The organism is Dictyobacter alpinus, from assembly GCF_003967575.1.
In the GTDB taxonomy this organism is placed as follows: Bacteria; Chloroflexota; Ktedonobacteria; order Ktedonobacterales; family Ktedonobacteraceae; genus Dictyobacter; species Dictyobacter alpinus.
In genome coordinates this window covers 3,565,629-3,587,151 of the sequence record NZ_BIFT01000001.1, presented here as the reverse complement: position 1 = coordinate 3,587,151, position 21,523 = coordinate 3,565,629, and the positions used below count along the sequence as shown (strand labels likewise).

13 protein-coding genes are annotated in these 21,523 nt (G+C 53.5%); 10 read left to right on the top strand and 3 right to left on the bottom strand.

Going from position 1 to position 21,523, the window contains the following annotated elements:
- The first annotated feature begins 13 nt into the window (after positions 1–13).
- Positions 14–3,865, top strand: coding sequence for a type I polyketide synthase (locus EL633_RS14240; RefSeq protein ID WP_126627817.1), 3,852 nt, complete (start codon positions 14–16; stop codon positions 3,863–3,865).
- Positions 3,862–9,231 carry a non-ribosomal peptide synthetase gene (locus tag EL633_RS14235; protein ID WP_126627816.1) on the top strand — a complete coding sequence of 1,790 codons (5,370 nt, stop codon included), beginning with the start codon at positions 3,862–3,864 and terminating at the stop codon, positions 9,229–9,231. The genes EL633_RS14240 and EL633_RS14235 overlap by 4 nt, the downstream gene beginning before the upstream one ends.
- 1,297 nt (positions 9,232–10,528) lie before the next feature.
- Here EL633_RS14235 and EL633_RS14230 read toward each other — a convergent pair.
- A complete protein-coding gene (locus EL633_RS14230) occupies positions 10,529–11,695 on the bottom strand; it encodes an aminotransferase class I/II-fold pyridoxal phosphate-dependent enzyme (RefSeq protein WP_126627815.1) in 1,167 nt (388 codons plus the stop codon).
- Positions 11,696–11,955: 260 nt separating this feature from the next.
- Between EL633_RS14230 and glpK the strand changes: the two genes are divergently transcribed.
- From glpK to dhaM, 6 genes are all read left to right on the top strand, one after another.
- Positions 11,956–13,461 (top strand): glycerol kinase GlpK, encoded by a 1,506-nt coding sequence (glpK, locus tag EL633_RS14225; protein WP_126627814.1) that lies wholly within the window; start codon positions 11,956–11,958, stop codon positions 13,459–13,461.
- A gap of 99 nt (positions 13,462–13,560) precedes the next feature.
- Complete coding sequence (locus EL633_RS14220) at positions 13,561–14,457, top strand: MIP/aquaporin family protein (protein ID WP_126627813.1); 897 nt, start codon at positions 13,561–13,563, stop codon at positions 14,455–14,457.
- 103 nt (positions 14,458–14,560) lie between these two features.
- On the top strand, positions 14,561–16,240 hold the full coding sequence (locus EL633_RS14215) for a glycerol-3-phosphate dehydrogenase/oxidase (protein WP_126627812.1): 1,680 nt from the start codon (positions 14,561–14,563) through the stop codon (positions 16,238–16,240).
- Positions 16,241–16,382: 142 nt separating this feature from the next.
- The gene (dhaK, locus tag EL633_RS14210; protein WP_126627811.1) at positions 16,383–17,384 is read left to right on the top strand and encodes a dihydroxyacetone kinase subunit DhaK; all 1,002 of its coding nucleotides are present in this window, start codon (positions 16,383–16,385) and stop codon (positions 17,382–17,384) included.
- A gap of 129 nt (positions 17,385–17,513) precedes the next feature.
- Positions 17,514–18,146: a dihydroxyacetone kinase subunit DhaL gene (dhaL, locus tag EL633_RS14205; protein WP_126627810.1), complete on the top strand. Its 633-nt coding sequence runs from the start codon at positions 17,514–17,516 to the stop codon at positions 18,144–18,146.
- A gap of 15 nt (positions 18,147–18,161) precedes the next feature.
- Entirely contained in the window at positions 18,162–18,566 is a 405-nt protein-coding gene (gene dhaM / locus EL633_RS14200) for a dihydroxyacetone kinase phosphoryl donor subunit DhaM (RefSeq protein WP_126627809.1), read from the top strand.
- A gap of 13 nt (positions 18,567–18,579) precedes the next feature.
- Here the strand turns inward: dhaM and EL633_RS14195 are convergent, their stop codons facing one another.
- Positions 18,580–19,068 carry a DinB family protein gene (locus tag EL633_RS14195; RefSeq protein ID WP_126627808.1) on the bottom strand — a complete coding sequence of 163 codons (489 nt, stop codon included), beginning with the start codon at positions 19,066–19,068 and terminating at the stop codon, positions 18,580–18,582.
- A 109-nt stretch (positions 19,069–19,177) separates the two neighbouring features.
- Positions 19,178–19,600, bottom strand: coding sequence for a PPOX class F420-dependent oxidoreductase (locus tag EL633_RS14190; RefSeq protein WP_126627807.1), 423 nt, complete (start codon positions 19,598–19,600; stop codon positions 19,178–19,180).
- Positions 19,601–19,753: 153 nt separating this feature from the next.
- On the opposite strand from EL633_RS14190, the gene EL633_RS14185 reads away from it, so the two are divergent.
- On the top strand, positions 19,754–20,710 hold the full coding sequence (locus tag EL633_RS14185; RefSeq protein ID WP_126627806.1) for an aldo/keto reductase: 957 nt from the start codon (positions 19,754–19,756) through the stop codon (positions 20,708–20,710).
- A 316-nt stretch (positions 20,711–21,026) separates the two neighbouring features.
- Positions 21,027–21,518 (top strand): hypothetical protein, encoded by a 492-nt coding sequence (locus EL633_RS14180; protein WP_126627805.1) that lies wholly within the window; start codon positions 21,027–21,029, stop codon positions 21,516–21,518.
- The last annotated feature ends 5 nt before the right edge of the window (positions 21,519–21,523 follow it).

The window sequence follows — 21,523 nt, the reverse complement described above, 5'->3', positions numbered from 1 at the left end:
TCTGGAGGATATTGTGGCATCACCAACGACATCCAGTGGTGGTCCGAACATCAATTTTGGTCTGATATTTTTTTCAAGTGGTGAAACACCTTTTCACAAGCATAAATATCGCCTGGTGATCGAGAGCACTAAATTTGCGGATCAACATGATTTCTCATCGGTCTGGATCCCTGAGCGTCACTTCACAAAAGATGGCTGGCTCTATCCTAATCCAGCCGTCTTACAGGCGGCGCTGGCACGGGAGACCAGACAGATTCAGTTACGGGCGGGTAGCGTGGTGCTCCCCCTGCATAATCCGATCCGGGTGGCTGAAGAATGGGCGATGGTGGATAATCTTTCTGGCGGTCGTGTAGGTATCGCATTCGCCTCTGGCTGGCATCCTAACGATTTTTCGCTGGCACCTGAGAACTATGAACAACGTCAGCAGGTAATGTATCAGGGTATTGAAACTATTAAAAAGCTCTGGCGCGGTGAGAAGATCCAGGTGACCGGTGGAGATGGTCGGCAGGTTGAGATCCAGACCTATCCAACGCCGATCCAGGCGGAACTTCCTTACTGGGTGACTGCGGCTGGTAATCCCGCGACATTTGCGAAGGCGGGCGAGATCGGGGCCAACCTGCTGACCCATATGTACAATCAGAGCGTGCCTGAACTGGCGGAGAAGATCCGCATCTATCGCAATGCGCGAGCCGAACATGGCTATGATCCAGCCACAGGACAGGTCTCAGTGATGCTGCATACGTTCATTGGCCAGGATGAAGAGACGGTGCGGCAGCAGGTGCAGGGGCCTTTCTGTGAATATCTGAAGTCGGCTTCCTACCTGGTGAACGCTATCGCGTATAGCCGGGGTCAACAGGTTGATCTTAATACACTATCTGAGGAAGATCTCAATGAGTATCTGCACTTTGTCATGGATCGCCTGATCAGTACTCAGCGCGTCCTGTTTGGCACACCAGAACAATGTGTGGATCTGATGGTTCAGCTCAAGGATGCTGGCGTGACTGAAATCGCCTGCCAGTTGGATTTTGGGGTGGACGTGGATGTCGTGCTGGAAAATATGCCGTTCTTGAATCAGTTAAAGGATCTGGCAAATGCCCGGCTAAACACACGTGAACAGCCACGTTTTGCGTCGATGGCGCTCCAAACGGAACAACATACTACCAATGGACATATTCCCACGACTATCGCGACGGCCACGACATCTCCTGTGGACGACACAAACTCGCTGAGTCGTATACGCCAGCGCTGCCAGACAACCATCGATCTCGGCACGTTCTATCAGCGTCTGGAGCGCCACGGCGTACAACTGGGCAGCAGTTTCCAGGGCATCCAGCGGCTCTGGCAGGGCACAAACGAAGCGCTGGGACAAATCAAACTGGCCGCCGATCTCCAGGATAAAGACTATATGATCCATCCGACTTTGCTGGATGCGGCACTCCAGGTGCTGATCGCGGCTCTCCCTCAGGAACTACTGGAGAGTGAAGGGAACCTGTACCTCCCTACTGGCATACGCAGCTTTGAGGTCTATCAAGCACTCGGGACGACAGTCTGGAGCCACGCGCAACTTACTGGCGACAGCAGCACCACAGCAGAGATGCTGGAAGGTGATGTACATATATTTGATGAGCAGGGACACCTGCTGGCTCTGGCCAGCGGCTTGCAGCTTCAACAGACAAAACTTCCCACTGCGCCAAATGCTCCGGCTTTTCCAGAGATCCAGCCAGATATAGAACTACAGGAATGGCTCTATGGGCTTCAGTGGGAACCACTTGATCTTGCGCATAACGCGCAGATACCACTAACGGGTCACTGGCTGATCTTTAGCGATAAAAATGGCGTGGGGCAACAGGTAATTCAGCAATTGGAACACCATGGGGTCAGCTACAGCAGTGTGATGGCCGGTGCTGACTATCGCGTGCTCGCCCAGGGACAGTATCAGATTGATCCTACACGGCCAGAAGAGACACAGCGTGTGCTGGCAGAGATCTTACAACGACAGCCATTAACGGGAATTATCCACCTGTGGAGCCTGGATACCACGCCAACGGAGGCGACCAGCGTGGCCTCGCTTGAAGAGGATCAGGTAGTGAGTAGCGGACATGCGCTACAGCTGATTCAGGCGCTGGTGACGGTGAGTGGTCAGCCGCCACAGGTGTGGTTTGTGACGCGTGGCGCACAGGCGGTCACGCCCACGCAGAGCCACTTTGAACTGAGCCAATCTCCCCTGTGGGGTCTGGGTAAGACGTGCGCCATGGAGCATCCCGAGCTCTGGGGCGGCTTGATCGATCTGGATCCTGAGGAGACGGCGCGCACAGCGGCGGGACAACTGCTGGCGGCGCTGCAACAGTATCAACAAGAAGATCAACTGGCTTTCCGTGCGGGACAAAGCTATGTGGCACGCCTGGTCCGTAATCGGGCGCTCACGGCCCGTACAATCAGATTACAGAAAGAGGGCAGCTATCTGATCACCGGTGGTCTGTGGGGCCTGGGATTGGAGGTTGCGCGGCGCTTTGCCGAACAGGGCGCGGGCCATCTGATCCTGCTGGGACGCAGCAAGTTGCCCGCACGCAATACCTGGGATTATCTATCGGTGGGCAGTCGCCAGGCCTATCAGGCGGCGGGCATTCGCGAACTGGAGCGTATGGGGGCACAGGTCCACTATGCCTCGGTTGATGTCACAGATGAGATCCAGCTACGCTCGTTTCTGACAAGCTATATGCAACAGGGGTATCCCGCCATCAAAGGCGTGATCCATGCCGCCTCGGTCTGGCAGGATGCACAGGGAGAGTCGCTGGTACGGCCGCTGGCGCAACTGACACCTGAAGCATTGACGGCGGTCTTCCGTCCTAAGGTACTGGGTAGCTGGCTGCTGCATAAGCTGCTCAAGCAGTATCCGCAGGACTTCTTTGTGGCCTTCTCGTCTGGTGCCTCGCTGTTTGGTTCTGCGGCCCAGGGCAACTATGCGGCGGCCGGCGAGTTCCTGGATATGCTGGCCCACTATCAACGGGCCCAGGGACAGCCAGCCCTGAGTATCGACTGGGGCGCGATCTCGCAGATCGGCTTTGGCGCGACCAGTGAGGGACTACGGGTGCATGAATATTGGGAGTCGCGTGGCATCCAGCGCATCAGTCCACGCCAGGTGCTGGCGGCTCTAGAGTTCCTGATCCCTCAGGATATCGCACGCATTGGTGTGATCAAACTGGATTGGCAGCTACTGACCCGATACTATAAGCAAATTGCTGCTCTGCCACTGGTCCGCCACCTGGCCGACACAGCGACAACGACTGATGAGGCAGCACAGACAGGCTCCAGCAGCTCGATCATAGAGACGCTGCAGGCGGCTCCATCTGAAGCCTGGCCGCATATACTGCAAGCCTATTTACGCAGCCAGATCACTAATGTACTGCGCATACCGGAGGAGCGGCTAGATAACGAACAGCCATTAACGGCGCTGGGATTGGACTCGCTGATGGCGATCGAGTTGAAGAACCGCATGGAGAGCGAACTGGGTATCCGTATTCCGATTGTGACCTTTTTACAGGGTCCAAGCATTATCCAGTTCGCAAACCAGCTGCAACAGCAACTGGCCGAGGCACAACCGCAGCAAACCATTCAGACTCCAGAGCCGGAGCTTGAACAGCCCCTGGTGCAGGTAGAGCAACTCTCTAGCCAGGATCTTGATGCCTTCCTGGCCCAGATGTTGCCCGAGGAAGTGCTACACGCATCCAACGGACACAGTACCGTTGCTGAAGATATAACAACCCAAGATGCTGCCACGCTACTGGAGCAGCTCGACCAACTTTCAGATGAGCAGGTGGACGCCTTGCTCGGTGAAATTGCACGGAAAGAGGATTTTACGTTATGACCGATTCCTCAAAACATCTGGCCAATCTCTCAGCTGAGGCGAAACGCGCTTTGCTAGCCAAACTGTTACGTGAGAAAGTTCAAGCTCAGGAGTCCTGGGTGCCGCTATCACAGAATCAACAGGCACTCTGGTTTCTATCGCGGCTGGCTCCTGAGAGCGCGGCATATAATCTGTTGTATGCGGCACGTATCAGTACGGCAATCAATCTTCAGGCGCTCCAAAAGGCCTTACAGCTACTGGCACGGCGCTATCCACAGCTTACAGCCACGTATGGTCTGCATGCTGGAGAGCCCGGTCAGAAGCTGATGCCTGGCCGGGCTCTTGCTTTTGAACGTATCGCGGCCACAGACTGGGAACCGGACAGGATACGCCAGCAATTACACAGCGAGAGCAATCGTCCAATCGATCTGGAGACTGGTCCGGTTATGCGTGTACAACTGTATCAGTGTGCAGAGAGCGAGTATGTGCTGGCATTGATCGTCCATCATATCGCCGTTGACTTCTGGGCACTGGATATTTTTGTCGATGAGCTCTTTATCCTCTATGCTACCGAGGTAGCCGGTATCGCCAATCCGCTCGGCACGGTTGGACCACAACACGCTGAATATGTGGCGTGGCAGAAGAGTATGCTGTCGGGTGCTGAGGGTGAGCACCACTGGAGCTACTGGCAACAGACATTACAAGGCGAGCTACCCATCTTGAATCTGCCGGTGGATCAACCGCGCCCGCCGATCCAGACCTACCAGGGAGCATCTCACAGCTTTACGCTCCCTGCGGCCCTGACGGACAAGCTCAGGGCCCTGGCGGCCCAGGAAAAGGTGACGCTCTTCACCTTGATGCTCACGGCCTATCAAGCCCTGCTCTATCGCTATACGGGCCAGGAAGATATCGTGGTGGGCACACCAGCCCTGGGCCGCACACGGTCGGAATGGGAGCGCGTAATAGATTATCTGGCCAATCCGATACTGATACGGGCCAATCTCGCCAATCAGCCAACCTTTCAGGGTTTGCTGCAACAGACGCGTCAGGGTGTGCTGGATGGCCTGGAACACCAGGATTTTCCTTTCCCGCTGCTGGTTGAGCGGCTACAACCCAGACGTGATCCCAGCTATTCACCGCTCTATCAAACCTTATTTATCTGGGATCGTCCACGGACACGCGGCATACAGGACCTTGAGCACCTGGGGCAGACGGCGCTGGCCCGACAACTGGCACAAACCGGACTGGCTTTTGAGCCGTTCGCTTATGGACAACAAGGTGCTCCATTTGATCTTACCCTCACGGTCTTTGAGATTGAAGGCGCGCTCAGCGCTGATTTCCGCTATAATACCGCGCTCTTCAACGCCACAACCCTGGCGCGGATGGAGCAACACTTCCAGACGCTGCTGGCGGGTATCGTTGAACAACCGGGACTGGCCTTGCTGGAACTTCCCTTGCTGACCGCGTCGGAACGCCAACAACTACTGGTGGATTGGAACGCGACCAACCGGGACTATGTGCTTGAAGGCACGCTACAACAATTTATCGAGGCGCAGGTTGAGCACACTCCCGATCAGATAGCCTTGATCTTTGAGGGGAAGAGCAAGAGTTATCGTGAATTGAACTATGCCGCCAATCATCTAGCCTATCGCTTACAGGAACTGGGCGTCAAGCCAGATGTGCTGGTCGGTGTCTGTATGGAGCGCTCCTTTGAGATGGTGGTAGCCTTGCTGGCCATCCTCAAGGCCGGTGGCGCCTATGTGCCAATGGATCCAGGATATCCAGCCGAGCGGCTGGCATATATGCTGACAGACGCACAGGTCACGGTGCTGCTGACGCAGAGCCATATCAAAGCACAACTCCCTGAGACACAGGCCGAGGTTCTATCGCTGGACGCTGAATGGAACAGTGCGCAGACCGAGGTGGTCGCTAATCCGGTTAGTGCGGCTGGACCAGATAATCTGGCCTATATGATCTATACCTCTGGCTCAACGGGCAAGCCGAAGGGTGTGATGAATACGCAGCGCGGTATCTGTAATCGCCTGCTGTGGATGCAAGAGCGCTACCAACTAACCACCGAGGATCGTGTGCTCCAGAAGACACCATTTAGCTTTGATGTCTCGGTCTGGGAGTTTTTCTGGCCACTCATCGCTGGCTCTACACTGGTCATTGCCCGTCCCGGTGGTCATCAAGATCCAACCTATCTGGCACGCCTGATCGCTGAACAGCGCATCAGTACGCTACACTTTGTGCCATCGATGCTCCAGGCATTCCTGAACGAACCAGACCTGACGGGCTGCGCGCAGGTGCGCCAGGTGCTCTGTAGCGGTGAGGCGCTCACACCTGAATTACAGCAACGCTTCTTCAGTCGCTTCCCCGCCACTGTCAGACTCCATAATCTGTATGGCCCGACCGAAGCGGCCATCGACGTCACTGCCTGGGAATGTCAGCGCAACGATCATAGTGTGACGGTCCCGATTGGACGACCGATAGCGAACACACAGATCTATATCGTAAATCCTGCATTACAGCCGGTCCCGGTGAAGCTGCCCGGTGAGCTCTTGATCGGTGGTGTCGGACTGGCCCGAGGCTATCATCAGCGACCAGAACTGACGGCGGAACGCTTCATCAAGGATCCTTTCAGCGAACAAGAGAATGCCAGGCTCTTTAAAACTGGTGACCTGGTCCGTTATCGGGAGGATGGGGCAATCGAGTTCCTGGGCCGCATCGACCATCAGGTAAAGATTCGTGGTTTCCGCATTGAGTTAGGAGAGATTGAGGCCACGCTCAATCATCATCCCGCCATCATAGAAGCGGTGGTAATGGCCCGCGAGGATACGCCGGATAATAAGCGTCTGGTGGCCTACCTGATGCCTCAAGCAGGGAGCACGCAGCCCACCATTGAGGAGTTGCGTACATTCTTGAAAAAACAGCTGCCAGATTATATGCTGCCGGCCGCCTTTGTCTTCATGGATGCCTTCCCGCTGGCACCCAATGGGAAAGTCGAGCGGAAAGCCTTACCAGAGCCCGATACGAGCCGCCCGGAACTCCAGGTAGCCTATGTGGCACCACGGACCGCGATCGAGTCCAGCCTGGCTGAGATCTGGTCACAGACACTTGGCCTGAAACAGGTAGGCATTCATGATAACTTCTTTGATCTCGGTGGCGCCTCAATCCAGAGCCTGGAAATTATTTCCAAAGCGAACGCCGCCAACATCCCAATCGCACTGGAGATGTTGTTTGAGTTTCAAACCATCGCCGAGCTGGCCGAAGCCCTGGCCGTTAGATCGGCCGCATCCGAGTCCATGTCCCAGGCACCAATCGCCATTCCAGGAAAAGGTGTCGCGCCCGTCACGGCTCCAGCGCCTGCCATTAAAACTGGCAACACATTGATTGAGAGCCTGGGCACCTACCTGCCCCCACGCAGCGTCACGAGCGACGAGATCCTGGCTGGCTGTACACGTCCGATCCGTTTTCCACTGGCAAAACTCACTGGCATTAAATCGCGTCGTATGGCCGGAGAGAGCGAGTTCTCGCTGGAGATTGCCTATCAGGCCGTAGCCGAGTGTCTGGCCAATTCTAAATATGGACCGGAGGACATCGACCTGATCGTCTGTGGTAATATCTCACGCTGCAATGCGCCACTCCAGTTTACCTTTGAGCCCAGTACCGCCATCCAGATCAAGCAGCACTTTGGCTTCAGCAATGCTATCGTCCTGGATGTCTCCAATGCCTGTACCGGCCTGTTTACCGCCGCCTATATTGTGGATGCATTTATCCGTAGTGGCCTGATCCGCCGGGGTATGGCGGTCAGCGGCGAGTATATCAGCCACCTGGCGCAGACGGCCCAGAAAGAGATCGAGAGCTTTATGGATTCTCGTCTGGCCTGTCTGACAGTCGGAGACGCGGGCGCGGCCCTGATCATGGAGCGCGCTGCTGATCAAAAAATAGGCTTCCACGAGTTTGAGATGTATACGCTGGGCCACTATAGCGAGGCCTGTATTGGCAAGGCCACCGATCAGCCCCATGGTGGCGCGATCATGTATACCGATGCCGTCACCGTCTCGGCCGTCAATCTCAAACAGGCCGTCTCGCATGCCGGCATGATTATGGAGCGCACACAATGGCCCAAGGAGGCCTTCCAGCATATCATCGTCCATCAGACCTCCAACACGACCATCAACGATGTGCCGCGTGAGATCAATAAGTACTTTGGCGAGGAGTTCTGTAAGCAGGAGAGCGTGATCAACAATATCGCGGAGCGCGGCAATACGGCCACCACCACCCATATGATTGCGCTCATGGACAATATCCGCTCTAACCGCATCCAGGCTGGCGATAATGCCATCTTTGGCATCACCGGCTCGGGCGCCACGATCGGGACCGCCATCTATACCTTTGATGATCTGCCCGATCGCATCCGTCGCCGTGAGGCCGGGATTGAGGCTCCCACCAAAATCACTACTGCTGAGCCCTTTATCTCGCGCCTCCCCGACCAGGGACGCGTCCAGATCGCTCACATCGGTACAGTGCCAGCCACCGCCGGGGTAGAAAAGAAAACCCTGGAGTTAATCCAGGTGGCCGCCGAACAATGCCTCTCCGACATGCAGGAGGATAGAAGTGCGATTGACCTGCTCATCTACTCCGGCGTCTATCGTGATGACTTTCTCTGTGAGCCCGCGGTAGCGGCGCTGGTCGAGGGCAGACTGGGGATCAACGCCGACATTGAGACGCAACAGGATAAAAAGACCTTCGCGCTGGATGTCCTCAATGGTGGCCTGGGGACCCTGAACGCCTGCCATGTCGCCATCGGGCTGATCAAGGCCCAACGCGCACGGCAAGCCCTGGTTGTCGCCTCTGAAATCGAAAATAACCGTGAGCATGCCCCCACCGAACTGGTCGGAATTGAAGAGACCGGCTCAGCCCTGCTCCTGTCCGAGAGTCCAGATGGCAAGAGCGGCTTCGGTCAGTTTCTCTTCAAATCTTTTACCGAGCACCTGACGGCCCTCACAGCCCACTCAATGGTACGCGATGGCAAAACAATCATGCATTTTGTCAGCGATCCACAGCTGGAGGATCTCTATCTGCGCTGCATCCAGGAGACCGTCGCCGAACTACTAGAGCAAGAACAGCTCACCCTGGCCCAGATCCGCGTGATCCTGCCACCACAGATCTCAAGTAGCTTCATCAGCCGCCTGGGAACAACCCTGGGAATAGAGTCCAACAAACTGATCGACGTCCAGCCTGAACACGACCTGTTTACCTCCTCCCTGGCCTATAGCCTCCAGCACGCCTACAACCAGAAGAGAGCGCAAACCGGAGACATCGGATTAATCATCAACGTCGGCTCAGGACTACAAGTTGGCTGTGCCACCTACTATTTTTAACAGCAGGACCCTTTAAAGCGAATCACAACCCTACAACATACCAACAAGGCTCGGCTTGTTCCCAATACACTTAATAAGCATTTTTCGACGGATAATACAACGTAGCGGCAGGTCTTGCACCTGCTACCTGTTCACGTACGACCATGCACAACCCTGAGGCAGCACGCGCTTCACCACACCCGCCTCAAAACGACCGCATGTTTGAGGGACGTTTCTTACGTGAACGGATAGCAGGGGCAAGCCCTAATACCTTTCGATGAAGAGGGAAGATTGATATGCTACAACCCTATGGCGTAGAGTTGCGTACGTCGCGTGGGCGCCCACTCCACGTACGAGACGCTCACTAGCTACATCAAACCAATGCACAAAATCATGAATTCCACAGCAAGCTCTAAAACACACTACAATCAATTTTTAAAGCTTTCATGATACCAGCTACTAATTCACCGTTAAGCTAGCCAGAGGAACTCCTATAGGCCTTAGAATCGCGAATAGCGGCATTATACGTTTCACCACAAAAATATACTCCTGTCAGAGCATCATGGTTCCCTCACAGCAGCAGCAGAATCTCATATCATCTTCAGACCATGCTCTTTCACGTGGTCCGACATGCCTGGATAGTTGTCGTTCTGGCTTTTCACAGCGACTGATGCTCCCTCTTTTTCCACCCGTCACCAGAATTTGATCTCAACAACTTAAGACATTTAAGAACTTAGACACTAGAGACATTCGCAGAAATGTCTTATCTTAAGCTGTTGGTTAAACTCTGTTTTTAGCTCGCAACTTAAGACATTTAAGAACTTAGACACCAGAGACATTCGTAGAAATGTCTTAACATTGCAAAAGTATGGTATGAAAGCGTTTCATTTTCTTTTTATAGGAAAATTATCTTTTTTCTATTTTAATTAATTTATTAATAATATATATAATAATATATTTATATATATAAATATATTATTATAACATACATACGTATGTGTAACCTGGAATGAAGAATGTAAATGTACAAGACAGTCCACCTCATTCTTGCACAGCCTGATGTACAAAAATGACATGTCTCCTCATAACTTAAGACATTTCTGCACATGTCTCTAGTGTCTAAGTTCTTAAATGTCTTAAGTTGTCGAGCTCATTCAGCTTTTTACGCCATAGCTTAAGACATTTTTGCCAATGTCTCTAGTGTCTAAGTTCTTAAATGTCTTAAGTTATGAGCTCATTCAGCTTTTTGCGCCATAACTTAAGACATTTCTGCCAATGTCTTTAGTGTCTAAGTTCTTAAATGTCTTAAGTTGTCGAGCTATCTGGCTAGTCTGGCTAGCAGTGGTTTGGCCTGGAGGAGGGCTTCGTCGCTTTTGCAGAAGGAGAAGCGTACGTAGTTGCGGCCAATATGGACGTGCTCCTGGCTATACATGGATTCTGGCGGAATACAGGCGACACCGATCTCTTTGATCAGGTGGTGTGTGAAGTCGCGGGGCATCCCATCAAAGACGGGTGAGAAGTCCGCCATAATAAAATAGGTGCCTTCGGGGGCGCGATAGCTGAGTCCGCTCCCTTCTAAGGAGGACATCAGCAGGCGCTTTTTGGCTTCATACATGGCCTGAAATTCTTGATAGTAGCTGTCGGGCTGCCTGAGTGCATAGGCGACGGCTTCCTGGCTGGGATGATGGACGGCGAAAATGGTGAACTGGTGGGCACGCGCGACTCCATCCAGAACAGCGGGATGCCCGTAGGCCCAGCCGATTTTCCAGCCGGTGGCACTAAAGGTTTTTCCGGAACTGCTCACGGTGACAGTACGCTCAAACATGCCCGGTAGGGTCGCAATCGGCAGGTAGCTTGAGCCACCCAGGGTCAGATGTTCATACACTTCGTCGTTGATGACAATCACATTGTGTTCAATACACAGTTCGGCGATCAAGGATAACTCTTCGCGCGTGAAGACGCGGCCGGTAGGATTATGTGGTGAGTTGAGGATCAGGACGCGCGTTCTGGCTGAAAAGGCGGCTCGCAGTTCATCTGGATCAAAGGTCCAGGTTGGTGGGTGTAGCGGCACAAAGACCGGAGTTCCACCAGCCATCAAAATATTGGGCACATATGAGTCGTAAAAAGGCTCAATCACAATCACTTCATCCCCTGGATTGACCAGTCCCAGCATACAGGAGAGCAGGCCTTCAGTCGCACCGGCGGTCACGATCACACCGCGATCAGGATCAATATCCAGACCATAGAAGCGGGCGGCATGTTCAGCGACGGCATGGCGCAGGGAGGCGATACCGGGTCCAGGCGCATACTGATTATGCTGCCCGGATTGGGCGGCCCGTACCAGTTCGGCCACAATATCAGCGGGAGTATCAAAATCCGGCTTCCCCTGACCTAGATTTAAAGCATTATATTGTTGCGCCAGGACATTTATTTCGGTAAATATGGTGGTGCCAAAGGTTTCCACGCGGCGAGCAAACATGGTCATGCGGCATACTCCTTTTTCGACGCTCATTCTGTTACTTATTATAAGCATATCATCCCCATGCGAGCAAAAAAAGCGCGAGCCCGAGTCCTTCCAGCTTTCTTCTCGGTCACCGCAGGTACGCGGTCCTTCTGCATAGAAAGCGCTCAAATTTTACAACATGATACACAATGGAACATTGTAGACCTATCTTACGTGCTAGATAATATTGAAGCAACCAGGCGTTGACAGTGTAGTACAACGCTTTAGAGGAGGAAATTTTAATGGCTCGTTTTGTATTAAGTTTGGATCAAGGTACGACCAGTTCTCGAGCGATCCTCTTCAATCATGATGGTCAGATTGTAAGTAGCGCGCAAGAAGAATTCCCTCAGATCTATCCCGCGCCAGGATTGGTCGAACACAATCCTGAGGATATCTGGTCGACCCAGTTACGGGTGGCGAAAAGCGCTCTCAAGAAGGCCGGCGCCTCGGCTTCCGCGATTGCCGCATTAGGGATCACCAATCAACGCGAGACAACGATTGTCTGGGAGAAAAGCACTGGCCGCCCGATTTTTAATGCCATTGTCTGGCAAAGTCGCCTAACCGTTCCTATCTGTAATGCGTTGATTGCCAAAGGGTTTGATCAGGAGATACGTAAGCGCACCGGCCTGGTTACGGATGCCTATTTTTCTGGCACCAAGATTAAATGGATATTGGATAATGTTGAGGGGGCACGTGAGAAGGCTGAGCGGGGTGAGTTGCTGTTCGGCACTATCGATACGTTCCTGATATGGCGCCTCACCAAGGGCCAGGTGCATGTCACCGATTATAGCAATGCTTCCCGTACACTCCTCTTCAATATTTATGAAGGGAAATGGGATGCTGTAATCATGGAGGAATTAGGCGTTCCCCGTTCGATGCTGCCTGAGGTGATGCCTTCGAGCGCGGTTTATGGTGAGACGGCCGCCGAATTTTTTGGTGGAGCGATTCCGATTGCGGGCATTGCCGGTGATCAACAGGCAGCAACCTTTGGCCAGGTCTGCTATGAGGTCGGTATGACGAAAAATACGTATGGTACCGGCAGCTTTATGTTGATGAATACTGGTGAGAAGGGAATTGAATCAGAGCATGGTCTCCTGACCACAATTGCCTGGGGTCTGGGCGATAAAAAGAATACACAGCTCACCTATGCGCTTGAGGGCAGTATCTTCGTGACTGGCGCGGCCGTCCAATGGCTGCGTGATGGTTTGAAGGCGATTCGCTCCAGCGCTGAAGTAGAGAGTCTGGCCAGAACGGTCAGCGATAATGGCGGTGTCTATCTAGTACCAGCCTTCGTTGGACTGGGGGCGCCACACTGGGATTCGTATGCGCGTGGCACGATTATCGGCCTGACCCGTGGCTCCACGCTCGGACATATCGCGCGCGCAACCCTCGAAGCTATGTGCTATCAAACGCGGGAAGTGTTACAGGCAATGGAGGCCGATAGTCATATTGAGGCCAAAACGTTACGCGTTGATGGCGGCGCCATCGTCAATAATCTACTGATGCAATTCCAGGCTGATATCCTCGGCATTCCAGTTGAACGACCAGAAGTTTCTGAGACGACCGCTCTGGGGGCCGCCTACCTGGCTGGTCTGGCCGTTGGCTTCTGGCGCGACCAGAAGGAACTGAGCCGGCTCTGGGTGATTGACCGCACCTTTGAACCAAAGATGAGCAAAGAACAGCGTGAAGATCTCTTCAGTCACTGGCAGCGTGCCGTTGAGCGTTCCCTTGGTTGGGCGAAAGAGTAATTCTGCAGTCAATGCCGTCTTCGACAATCTTTGTAGTTTTATCCAGATCGTATATACGGTCATTAGTATGAATCAACAACATGATTGGAGAAAAAGTTCATGGAAAGGTCGTCTGTACTTCGTTCAACGCCGGCACTGTCTGGTACGCTCGGTGAATGTGTTGCCGAATTTTTTGGCACCCTGGTTCTGATTCTCTTCGGTGATGGCTGTGTGGCAACGTTCGCACTGTTTAATAATCTCGGTCCCAATGGAACTCCGACCACACCAACGCCATTTGCCAATGAATGGATTGTGGTTGCGCTGGGGTGGGGATTTGCCGTGATGCTTGGCATTTATGTCGCCGGAGCCATCAGTGGGGCTCATCTCAATCCAGCGGTGACGCTGGGTTTCGCGGCCCGTGGCAAATTGCCCGTCAATAAAATTCTGCCCTACATGGGATCTCAATTGTTGGGAGCATTCGTCGCGGCCGCCATTGTGTTTTTTGTCTACCGAGGTGCCATCGACTTTGTCGTCGGACTGGCCGCGTCCAAAGGTGGTACAATTACCAGTGAAGTAGGTGGTGTCTTCTACACCAGCCCCAAACCCTTTGTCGGTACATTCGGAGCCTTCTGCGATGAGTTCGTCGGGACAGCGCTCCTGGTGGGCCTGATTTTTGCTATCGTCGATGGACGTAACCAGCCGGTACAGGCAAACCTGAATCCTATGATCATCGGCTTTTTGATTGTTGCAATTGGTATATCGTTCGGACTCAATACAGGCTATGCGATCAATCCCGCGCGTGACTTTGGTCCGCGGCTCTGGATCGCCCTGGTTGATGGGGGGCGAAGCCTGACATCTTATACATGGATCCCTATTGTCGCTCCACTCCTTGGAGGCGTTTCTGGTGCATTCATCTATGACTATACAATCGGACGAGTGATTACAGCGAGAAACCTGCGTCCATCGGGCGATACGCTCACGCGTGGTGAAGCTGTTCGTGAACCCGCAGTTGATTAGTGCTCCAACATAGTTTCTGAATGAAAGAAAGGACGAAAATATGGAGGGAGAGGAAATAGAGAGCAAACGTTCCCTCTCTCCCTATTTTCGTAAATACTAACTTATGCAATCCCTATCCTCACGCGAACGCGCGTCTAACTTGAATGAACTGGCGAATACCACGTTTGATATCCTGGTCATCGGCGGAGGCGTCACCGGCATGGGTGTCGCCCTGGATGCCAGCGCACGCGGCTATTCGGTCGCGCTGGTCGAAAAATATGACTTCGCCAGCGGCACCAGTAGTAAATCGACCAAGCTTGTGCATGGCGGTATTCGCTATCTGCCAAATTTTGATTTCGCCCTGGTCCATGAGGCCCTGGTTGAGCGTGGACTCTTGCTCCAAAACGCTCCTTTCCTGGTCAATCCTGTAGCGTTTGTCTTGCCTATTTATGAAGGCGATATGCATCCTGTCGGTATGCCATTTACCACTCCTAAGGGCATTGGACTCAATCGTCTGCTCGATATCGGTCTCTGGATGTATGATGGTATGGCTGGTCGCCGCAATATGTCGCATCATAGCCACATTAGCCGTGAAGAGGTACTGCGACGCGCCCCTACCCTTAATCCCGAAGGACTCAAAGAGGGCTTCATCTATTACGATGGCCAGACCAATGATGTGCGCCTGACCATGACGCTGCTCAAGACGGCCGCTCGCTATGGGGCGGTTACGGCCAACTATGCTGAGGTCACCGGCTTTGACAAGAAGGGTGAGCATCTCACCGGCGCGATTGTCAAAGACAATATTGGTGGTCAGCAATTTACGATCCATGCCCGCCACATTATCAACGCTACCGGTGTCTTCTCTGAAGAGGTTGAGGCGTTAACCGGCGAGACACCGCAGATCCAGGTTGAGCCCAGTAAGGGCGTCCACCTCGTCCTTTCACGCGAAGACATCCAGATCGGAGATGACGCCATCGTACTCCCGGAGACCGAGGATAAGCGCATCCTGTTCCTTGTCCCCTGGGAATCCCGCGTCATCTATGGCACAACTGATACTGGCTCGGGTGATCTCAATCATCCAACCTCGTCCCAGGACGACATTGCCTACCTGCTCAAGTATCTGAACCGCTATCTGACGGTACACCTGACCGAAGACGATATTATCAGTACCTATGCCGGCTATCGCCCACTGGTCAAGCCACGCCAGAAAGGTCGCTCAACCGCCAAGCTTTCACGTACCCATGCCGTCATTGAGAGTCCATCCGGCCTGGTTACCATTACCGGCGGCAAGTTAACCACCTATCGGCGCATGGCGCAGGATACGATGGATCTGATTAATCGACGCGATAACGTCAAGCCAATCCATCCAACCCAGTCGCTCCCACTTCAGGGTAGTGCCGCGTGGCCGGTGGCCCAGCATGAGATCCAACGGCATGGTGCTCGCCTTGGCCTGAGCAATGAGATCATCAAGCATCTCGGCGGTGCTTATGGCTCAAACGCTAACCTGATCATGGACCTGATCGAACAGGATACCTCCCTGAAAGAACAATTGATCAGCGATCTACCCTATATCAAAGCCGAGGTCATCTATGCCTGCCGCTATGAAATGGCGATGAAACCATCCGACATCCTGGAGCGCCGCACCTCTATCGTGCTTGAAGATCGCGAACGCGGTCAGGGAGTCGTTGAGGAGGTCGCTCGCTTGATGGCTCGCGAGATCAACTGGCAAGCAACAGAGCAACAAGACCTGACCCAAACTTATCGTTCCCGGATCCAGGATCAAGTCGTAGCCGAAAAACGTTAGGCACGGCACGATATACAGAAGCACGCGTGAATGCCGCCCACACGCTTGTATAGATGCGCATGAACGTATCGCGTATACTAAAAAGAAAAAGAGGATAGGTGCAAGTTATGCCTATCCTCTCATAAATGCCAGAGGGAGCAGAATGAAGAAGCTCATTAATAAACCCGAAGATGTGGTGAGAGATACGCTACTTGGTATGGCTGGCGCATATCCCGATCTGCTCAACGTCGATGTTGAGCAGCAAATTATTGTGCGCAAAGATGCGCCCGTCAAAAACAAAGTCGGTCTTGTCTCTGGCGGCGGCAGTGGACATGAGCCGATGCATGGTGGCTATGTCGGCTATGGCATGCTGGATGCCGCCTGCCCGGGCGCGATCTTTACCTCTCCGGTCCCTGACCAGATGCTGGCGGCCACACGGGCGGTCAATGGTGGTGCTGGCGTGCTACACATCATCAAGAACTATACTGGCGATGTCATGAACTTTGAGATGGCGGCCGAACTGGGGGCCGGCGAAGGCATTGAAGTTGTGAGCGTGGTTACCAATGATGATGTGGCGGTACAGGATAGCCTGTATACGGCTGGTCGCCGTGGTGTGGGCGTTACCGTCCTGCTGGAAAAGATTGTCGGTGGATTGGCCGAGACGGGCGCGCCACTCAAACAGGTGGCCGAACTGGCCCACAAAGTCAATAGCCAGGGCCGCAGTATGGGCATGGCGCTGACCTCATCTACGGTTCCGGCCGCCGGCAAACCTACCTTTGAGTTAGGCGAGGACGAAATGGAGATAGGAATCGGCATCCATGGCGAACCCGGTCGCCGCCGCGAGAAGTTAGCCAATGCCGCCGAGATCACCGAGATCCTAACGAATCCTGTGGTTGATGACCTGGGACTCAAAGCCGGCGATGAGGTACTGGCACTGGTGAATGGCATGGGCGGCACACCCTTAATTGAGTTGTATATCGTATTTAATGAACTCCAACGCATCCTCAAAGGCAAATCGATCAGCATCAGTCGCTCACTGGTTGGCAATTATATTACATCCCTTGAGATGGCTGGCTGCTCCATTACCCTGGTTCGGCTGGATGAGCAGCTCACAAAATATTGGGATGCTCCAGTTCAAACGCCTGCGCTACGCTGGGGGCGCTAAATGTGTTTTAATAGAGATGCGATAGCAAAATTGGTATGCCCTTGAAAAGCATACGTGCACGCCGCTCACATACGGCTCATATGCTGAGGGATATAGCGCTAAAGCATTAGGAAAGGTCTGGAGGAAACCATGCCTGTCACTAATGAAACTATTTTACAGTGGTTGCAACGTTCAGCGCAGGTGCTGCATGAGAATAATGCGTATCTGACAGAGCTTGATTCAGCGATTGGCGATGCCGATCATGGCAGTAATATGGATCGTGGCTTCAATGCCGTGATCACCAAAATCGCGGATATGCAAGAAGCCGATATCGGTACACTGCTGAAGACTGTGGGGACAACGCTGGTCTCGACCGTTGGAGGGGCCAGTGGACCGCTCTATGGAACGGCGTTCTTGCGCGCTGGTATGGCTACAACCGGGAAAAAGGCGCTGGAGACCGCTGACATCGTTGCGATGTTTGAAGCGGCTGTTGAAGGCGTGAAGGCCCGTGGCAAAGCCCAGGCGGGCGAGAAGACGATGCTGGATGCTCTGATACCGGCTATCGAGGCTGGCAAACAGGCACAGCTCGAACAGGTTGACATACCAGAGCTACTCAAGCGTATGGCGGCCAGCGCCGCAAGCGGTATGCAGTCCACGATCGGCTTGACCGCGACTAAAGGACGCGCCAGCTATCTCGGTGAACGCAGCGTTGGCCACCAGGATCCTGGTGCCACCTCAAGCTGGCTCATCGTACAGGCGCTCGCTGATACTGTTGCATCATAAAAAAGGAGGCTTCTTTTGGCTGTTGGTATTGTGATTGTGTCGCATAGCGCTCGCCTCGCGGAAGGTGTAGCTGAGCTAGCTGGACAGATGTCAATGGGCGAGGTTACCATCGCGGTTGCGGGTGGAACCGATGATGGTTCGATTGGAACCTCGATCGATAAAGTTACCGCCGCCCTCCAGAAAGCCGCGAATCCTGAGGGGACCCTGGTTCTCCTGGATCTAGGTAGCGCGGTCATGGTAGCCGAGATGGCTCTAGAGATGTTGGATCCTCAAGAACGTGAACGGGTCCTCATCAGTACAGCCCCTCTGGTCGAGGGAGCGGTGCTGGCAGCCGTCGAAGCTTCGGCTGGCAGCACGCTGCAAGAAGTGGCGGAGGCCGCGAACAATGGCCATGAGATGCCGAAAGGGAAGCACCGCTAAACGCCGCCCGTCCCTACTCGCTATCCTTATGCGCTTCACGGAATTGCACAATCTGCTCACTGTGATGGTTCATATGCGCCCCCAGGCGCTCCACCAGTTCCGTGGCACTGGCCTCGCCTGAACGATACCAGGGCATAGTCCCTTTGCGCTCCAACATTTCAGGAGGAAGCGAGGCCAGTTCCGACGTGGAGCGCACCTGCGCATCCTGATACTCATTCATCACCTGTTGCGCCGTATGATAGCGCCGCGCTTCGACCGCCTCCTGATTAAAGGTTTCAAGCGAAGCATTCCACCTGAGCACATAAGGAGAAGGCTGCGTCCCCTGTTGTACCGCCTGTAACACATCTATCAACAGCAATTCATAGGAAGTCAGATGGGCGACAACATCCTTGGCTGACCAGTCACCACTGACACCTGGCATATCCCACATTGCCTCAGGTAGATCATCAAGTGCCTGAATAACCTTCGTATGGCTATTCTCTAACGTTTCGGTCGCTGACATAAGACATTCTCCAATCTTTATACGCTAGTATATCCTCTATCCATATTACTACCCAGGAGAACGTTTCGTTTCTAACAGCGAAAACAACACAGGACGCAGCAGCATCTTCTTAATGAGCTACATCTTTTTGAAAAACCACTTTTGTCGGTGTCAGGCGCACCAGCAACTCGCCCGCTACCCCATTCCGAGCGCCATAAGACTCCGCCAGATCCTCACCCATATAACGAGCCGCGATCCTGGTTGCCCAATCCCTGACCTCGGTCAGATTATCAGAAAGCTCCACGATCCCCTCGATCATCGCATAGGCATAGGGAACAATCTCTTCATCCACACAGATACAAGCCTGTCCCGTGCGGCGCATATTATGACCCTTCACCGTTGTTTCTCCAGTATTAAAGACCAGCGTATCACCATCCAGCACAAACCAGATCGGCACCACATGTGGACGCCCATCAGCCCGCACCGTAGCCAGCTTTCCGGTACGCGTATCCTTCTCTAAAAACTCCCGACAGTCAGCGCTTAAAGAGGCCATGACATTTCCTTTCATCAATACACAAATACATACATTATCCATATCCTATAACTTTCAAGTGGAGACCTTTTATGCCAACCAAACCGTGTTATGGAAAGAGAGGTTAATAGCCTCTTGAGGCTTACATTCCCAATCAACAAGGAGTAATACATTATGCTTACCCGCAAACTTGGTCGTACCAACTTAGAAGTATCCGCTATTTGTCTGGGTGGAAACGTATTCGGCTGGACCACTGACGAGCCTACCTCATTCGCGGTCCTGGATACTTTTATCAACGGCGGCGGCAATTTCATCGATACAGCAGATGTCTATTCAGCCTGGGCCCCTGGCCATAGTGGTGGTGAATCGGAAGTAGTACTGGGTAAATGGCTGGCACAGCACAAGAACCGTGAACAGATCATCCTCGCCACCAAAGTCGGCATGCAGATGGGCAACGGCGAGAAGGGTCTCTCACGCCAACACATCATTCAGGGTGTTGAAGATTCATTACGCCGCTTACAGACAGACTACATCGACCTTTACCAGGCCCATGCCGACGACCCCACGGTCCCCCTGGAAGAGACCCTTGGAGCCTTCAATGATCTGGTCAAAGCTGGCAAAGTACGCTACATTGGTGCCTCAAACTATAGCGCGGAACGACTCACAGAAGCCCTACAAGTCAGCACACAACATGGCTATGCTCGCTACGAAAGTTTGCAGCCACCCTATCACCTACTGGATCGTGCCACCTATGAGCAGGCCCTACAGGCACTCTGTGTAGAACAGCAGATCGGTGTCATCACCTACTCATCCCTGGCCAGCGGCTTCCTCACCGGAAAATATCGCAGCGGCCAGCAATTGCCATCCAGTCCACGAGCCCAGGGAATTCAAGGCAAATACATGAACGAGCGCGGCTTCAAAGTCCTGGAACAGGTCGAAAAGATCGCCCAGGCCCATAACGCCACCATCACCCAGGTAGCCCTGGCCTGGCTGCTAGCACAGCCCGGTGTCACCGCACCAATCGCCAGCGCCACCTCCGTCGAGCACACCACCGAACTCCTCCAGGCTCCTGAATTGAAACTCACCCAGGAAGACCTGCAGGCCCTCGACAAAGTAAGCGCCTGGCACTAGTCCTTACCATCTCTATCCATACCCGAGAAGCTTACAACCTGGACCACAGATCGTAAGCTTCTCTCTTTTTGAAATGTGTGGAACCATATGATACGATAATATCCAGATGAAATGGGCATAAGAACTCACGCATGCCCCCTGGCGTAACGGCAGGGCTTGCCCCTGCTACCGGTCCAACGTACGACCAGGTCCAAACCATATGCTGGACACGCTTCGATTTACCAGGTTCAGCACCACGTGTTTAAGCAATATATCATAATTTTACCGGTAGCAGGGGCGAGACCTGCCGCTACGCAAAAAAGGAAAGGACCTTATTATGAGGGGTAAAAAACAGATCGGAATGTATTCAATTAGCGTGGATGAGGAGGGTGCATTGCAGATTCAGGCACCAACCCTCCTACGCCCACTGCAATTGGATCCACAGCAGGCTCAGGAGCTCCATAGCTGGCTCAGTGGCCTCTATGGGGGCAATACCACTCCTACTCCTGTCGCAGCGCCTGAGGCGGTCCCTGCGCCAGTTGAGGTAGCACCTGCTCCTGTAGAGGCTCCAGTAGATCCGCCGGTGACCAGCGCACCTGCTCCACAACAGCCAGCGGGCACGCCTCAGGAGGTCGCGCAACGGGCTATTCGGGAATCAATCGCCACGGCGCATGCCCAATATCCAGCTAGCCTGGCACCTGAGAACAGAGATCGCTTTATTGAGCAGGTCACCCGCCATCCAGCGATCAAACCATTGATGTCGCAGGGAAAAGTTTCCTTTAAGCAGGTTATGCTCTGGGTCGAACAAAATATTGAGAGCGAAAAATAAAGTAT

Excerpts from the sequence above, each read along its gene's own strand:
- dhaL (WP_126627810.1), top strand. The coding sequence starts at position 17,514 with ATGCCTGTCACTAATGAAACTATTTTACAGTGGTTGCAACGTTCAGCG.
- dhaK (WP_126627811.1), top strand. The coding sequence starts at position 16,383 with ATGAAGAAGCTCATTAATAAACCCGAAGATGTGGTGAGAGATACGCTA.
- EL633_RS14190 (WP_126627807.1), bottom strand. The coding sequence starts at position 19,600 with ATGGCCTCTTTAAGCGCTGACTGTCGGGAGTTTTTAGAGAAGGATACG.
- EL633_RS14220 (WP_126627813.1), top strand. The coding sequence starts at position 13,561 with ATGGAAAGGTCGTCTGTACTTCGTTCAACGCCGGCACTGTCTGGTACG.
- EL633_RS14185 (WP_126627806.1), top strand. The coding sequence starts at position 19,754 with ATGCTTACCCGCAAACTTGGTCGTACCAACTTAGAAGTATCCGCTATT.
- EL633_RS14215 (WP_126627812.1), top strand. The coding sequence starts at position 14,561 with ATGCAATCCCTATCCTCACGCGAACGCGCGTCTAACTTGAATGAACTG.
- EL633_RS14195 (WP_126627808.1), bottom strand. The coding sequence starts at position 19,068 with ATGTCAGCGACCGAAACGTTAGAGAATAGCCATACGAAGGTTATTCAG.
- EL633_RS14180 (WP_126627805.1), top strand. The coding sequence starts at position 21,027 with ATGAGGGGTAAAAAACAGATCGGAATGTATTCAATTAGCGTGGATGAG.
- glpK (WP_126627814.1), top strand. The coding sequence starts at position 11,956 with ATGGCTCGTTTTGTATTAAGTTTGGATCAAGGTACGACCAGTTCTCGA.
- EL633_RS14230 (WP_126627815.1), bottom strand. The coding sequence starts at position 11,695 with ATGACCATGTTTGCTCGCCGCGTGGAAACCTTTGGCACCACCATATTT.
- EL633_RS14235 (WP_126627816.1), top strand. The coding sequence starts at position 3,862 with ATGACCGATTCCTCAAAACATCTGGCCAATCTCTCAGCTGAGGCGAAA.